Raw genomic sequence first — 4725 nt, forward strand, 5'->3', positions numbered from 1 at the left:
ACCCGGCCCACCCCACCCACCAACTTCCCCGGGCGGGATCCGGAAGCAGGCGTGCCCCCCGAGTCGGGCCCCCCTGTCGGCCAGGGAGCGGTTCGCGGCAAGAACTCGTGAGGCAGCCGACCGAGCACTGCTCGGAAACTTCCCAAGCCTTGTGCCCGCCCGATAGGATGTGGCGGTTTTCACTGCACTTTTTGCTGGGTGAAGGGCTTCATGGAGCGTCGCGTCCTCATCGTCGAAAGCCAGAACGACTTCGCACTCAGCATGGCCTCCGTGCTCAAGAGCGCGGGCTACAACACGGCCATGGCCACCACTGCGTCAGACGCGCAGCGGGAATTGGAGAAGCGCCGACCGGACCTCGTCGTCGTGCGCGCGGAGCTGCCGGACCAGTCCGGCTTCGCCCTCTGTGGGCAGATCAAGAAGGGCAAGTGGGGCCAGAACCTCAAGGTCCTCCTGCTCTCCTCCGACTCCGGCGTGGAGGGTCTGAACAAGCACCGTGAGACGCCGGCCGCCGCGGACGGCTACCTCGTCATCCCGTTCGAGATGGGCGAGCTGGCCTCCATGAGCGCGGGCATCGTGCCGCCCGGCTCCGACGACTCGGACGCGGACCTGGACGCCGCGCTCTCCGGCGCCCCGCGTGAAGCCCCGCCGCCCATGCCCGGCGTGCGCACGGGCGCTCCGCCCAAGCTGCCCAAGCGCGAGCGCCGCAGCGCCATGACGGACGAGGACAAGGCCTTCATGGACCGGGCCTTCTCGTCCATCGCGGACCGCAAGGCGGAACTGCTGGCGGAGTCGCGTCAGCTCAAGCGCCCGCCCCCGCGCCGCGAGCTGATGGGCACGCCCGAGGGCAAGGTCCAGATCCTCCGGGACGAGCTGAAGACGCGTGAAGCCCAGCTCGCGCGCCTGTCGGAAATCTGGAGCGTCCGCGAGCGCGAGCTGCTCTCCGTGGAGGACCGCCTCCACGAGAAGGACGTGGAGCTGCAGGGCCTGAAGATGCAGGTGGACGACCTGCTGCGGCGCTTCAACGACGCGCAGCAGTCCATCGTCCAGAAGGAGCGCGAGCACGGCGCCACCGTCGACGACCTGCTCCTCCAGAAGTTCTCCTCGGAGAAGGACCTCATCGAGGTCGTCGCCTCCAAGGAAAAGGACATCAACGTCCTGCGCAAGGAGGTCAACCTCCGCGACGAGGAGCTGTCCCGGCGCGGCGCGGACCTGGAGAGCTGGCGCAACGAGTTCGACAAGCTGGAGAAGCACCTCGGCGTCGTCACGCTGGAGTTCGAGGTCAAGGAGCAGAAGCTCCAGGACACCGTCCGCGCCAATGAGGCGGACATCCTCCAGCTGCGCGAGCGCGGCGACCAGTTCGAGTCCGAGCTGTCCCGCACCGTCAGCGAGCGCGACCAGCGCTACGCCGAACTGGACGGCGAGCTGCAGGCCCTCCAGGAGCGGCTGACGCAGACGGAGCAGGAGCGCGACGCCACCGTGCGCGGCCTGGAGGCCCGGTCCACCACGGCGGAGGAGCACGCCAGCCGCTCGGACGCGGAGATTGAGCGCCTCAACGCCGAGCGCGCCGCCCTGGAGCAGCGCCTCACGCAGCAGGTGGCGGACCTGGAGTCCGACATCGCGCGCGTCACCGGCGAGCGCGACCAGCTCCGGCTGGACAAGGACGCCCTGGAGGCGGACCTCACGCAGCGCGTGGAGGAGCGGGACGGGAAGATCTCCGCGCTCGACCGCGAGCTGCAGGAGACCATCGCCCGCAACGAGAACAGCGAGGCGGAGCTCAACGCCACCATCCAGCAGCACCGCGAGCGCATCGGTGAGCTGGAAGGTGAAGTCGAGGCCGTCAAGACGCACCTGGAGGACCGCGAGAACGAGCTGACCGCGGAGATCCAGGCGCTGCAGCAGGCCAAGGACGCGCTGGAGCAGGACCTCACCAGCCAGCTGGAGGACCTGCGCGCGGCGAAGGACGCCCTGGAGGCGGACCTCAACGGCCAGATTCAGGCGCTCACCGAGCAGTTGGACGCTTCCCAGCGCCAGGGCGAACAGCTCTCCGCGCGCGTGGCCTCGCTCGAGGACACCGTCACCCAGCGCGACGGAACCATCGAGGGCCTGCAGACGGACGTCGCCGACCGCGACGCGCGCATCTCCGAGCTGACCGGCAACCTGGAGGCCACGAGCCAGCAGCTCTCCGAGACGCAGAACACGCTCTCCAGCACGGAAGCCACCCTCGCGGAGACGCGCGGCGAGCTGGAAGCCACCAGCCAGCAGCTCTCCGCGACGCAGGGCACGCTCTCCAACACGGAGGCCACCCTCTCCGAGACGCGCGGCGAGCTGGAGGCCACCAGCCAGCAGCTCTCCGAGACGCAGACGCGCCTGGCGCAGACGGAGGAGACGCTCTCCACCACGCGCGGTGAGCTGGACGCCACCAGCCAGACGCTGGCCACCACCGAGGCGACCCTCGCGGACACGCAGGGCACGCTGGCGCGCACGGAGGCCACGCTCGCCGACACGCAGGCCACCCTCTCCAGCACGGAAGGCACGCTGGCGGAGACGCGCGGCGAACTGGAGGCGACCAGCCAGACCCTGGCCGACACCCAGTCCCGGCTCGCGCAGACGGAGGAGACGCTCTCCACCACGCGCGGTGAGCTGGACGCCACCAGCCAGACCCTCTCCGACACGCAGGCCACGCTCTCCAGCACGGAAGGTACGCTCGCGGAGACCCGTGGCGAGTTGGAGGCCACCAGCCAGACGCTGACGGACACGCAGGCAAAGCTCGCGCAGACGGAAGGGACGCTCGCGTCCACCCAGGGCGAGCTGGAGGCCACCAGCCAGACGCTGGCCACCACCGAGGCGACGCTCGCCCAGACGCAGGACACGCTGGCGCGAACGGAAGGGACGCTCGCCGACACGCAGGCGACGCTCTCCAGCACGGAAGGCACGCTCGCGGAGACGCGCGGTGAGCTGGAGGCCACCAGCCAGACGCTGACGCAGACCCAGGAGACCCTGGAGTCGACGCGCGCCGACCTGGCGAAGGTCACCTCGCACCGCGACGAACTGGACGCGGAGCTCAACGAGACGCGCGACATCCTCCAGGAGACCAACGGCCTCCTCGCCCGCACCACCGAGGAGCGCGACGCGCGCATCGCGGACCTGCAGGCGCTCAACGCGGCGAAGGACTCGCTGGAGCAGGACCTCACCGGCCAGATTGGCCAGCTGCGCGCGGACCTGTCGGAGACGCAGGGCAGCTACGACGCGGAGCGCACCGCCCACGCGGCGCTCGCGGAAGAGACCACCGCGCGCATCAACGCCCTCACCGGCGAGCGCGACAATCTGTTCGCGGAGCTGAACGCCACGTCGCAGCAGCTGGCCGACACGCAGGGCCAGCTCGCCAGCACCCAGGACGCGCTGGCCCGCGAGGAGCAGACCCACGCGCAGTCCCGCCAGGCCGCCGCCAGCGCCCAGGCGGAGCTCACGCGCCAGCTCACCGAGGCCCAGGCCAACGGCGAGGACCTGGCCGAGCAGCTCATCGTCACCAAGCACGAGCTGGGCACGCGCGTGTCGGAAGTCACGCAGCTGTCCTCCAAGCTCGCGCAGACGGAGGACGCGCGGCACGACCTGGAGGACCGCCTCCAGACGCTCACCCACGAGTCGCAGCGCCGTGAGGAGCTCCTCCAGAACGAGGTCGACACCAAGGGCAAGGAGCTGTCGGACACGCTCCGCAAGCTCACGCACGTGACGCAGGAGAAGATGCGTCAGGCGGAGGTGCTCAACCGCGAGGTCTCCACCCGCACGGAGCACGTGAAGCAGCTGGAAGGTCAGCTGGAGCAGCAGGCCTCCGAGGCGAAGAAGCAGGCGGACGCGCTCAACCAGCAGGTCGCCAACGTCTCCGGCGAGCTGGACGGGGCGCGCAAGGCCATCGCGGACCGAGACTCGCAGCTGCAGCAGGGCGCGCAGCAGCAGAAGAAGCTCACCAGCGAGCGCGACGGACTGGCCGGACAGCTCCAGCAGGCCCAGGCCCAGGCCCAGCAGCAGGCCCAGCAGGCCCAGGCCTCCGCCGCCGAGGCGAAGAAGCAGTCGGACGACCTGGCCGCGAAGCTCGCGAAGGCGGAGCAGCGCATCACGCAGCTGTCCCAGGAGGCCCAGAAGTTCGCCGCCGACACGGAGGCGAAGCTCAAGGAGGCCCAGGCCCAGGTGCAGACCCGCACCAAGAAGGCCCAGGACCTGGAGCTGGCGCTGGAGAACGCCCAGAGCACCCGCGCCCGCGCGGAGAAGGACCTCAACGCCCGCGTCGCCGCGGCGGAGACCAAGGCCAACGAGGCGGCCGCGAAGCTCGCCACGGCGCAGAAGGACCGCAAGGACCTGGAGGCCCGTCAGGCCAAGGAGCTGGAGGACCTCAACGCCAAGCAGAAGGCGGAGCTCGAGCGCCGCGAGGCCATCAAGGCGCAGGAAGTCGCCCGCCTCCAGACGTCCGTCCAGGAGAAGAGCAAGGCGCTCAAGGTCGCCGAGCTGGAGCTGGCCCGCTACAAGACCAAGGCTCCGGCCGCCGCTGCCGCGCCCGCCGCGAAGGCCAGCGCCAAGGCCACCGAGGAAGAGCACCTGGCCGCCACCGTCCAGGCGAACCCGGTCATCCCGGCCGCCGCCAAGCCCCCGGCCAAGGCCGCCGCCAAGCCCGCCGCGAAGAAGGCCGCTGCCGCGCCCACCCCCGTCCCCGTGGACGAGGAGGCCCCGGAG

1 protein-coding gene is annotated in these 4725 nt (G+C 70.6%); it reads left to right on the forward strand.

Features of this window, described 5'->3' with window-relative positions; genetic code table 11:
* Positions 1-210 precede the first annotated feature (210 nt).
* A partial coding sequence (locus tag D7Y11_RS41725; protein ID WP_233607575.1) for a response regulator occupies positions 211-4725 on the forward strand: 4515 nt, incomplete at its 3' end.

Origin of the sequence: Corallococcus sp. AB018 (assembly GCF_003986945.1) — a bacterium.
Lineage (GTDB): Bacteria > Myxococcota > Myxococcia > Myxococcales > Myxococcaceae > Corallococcus > Corallococcus exiguus.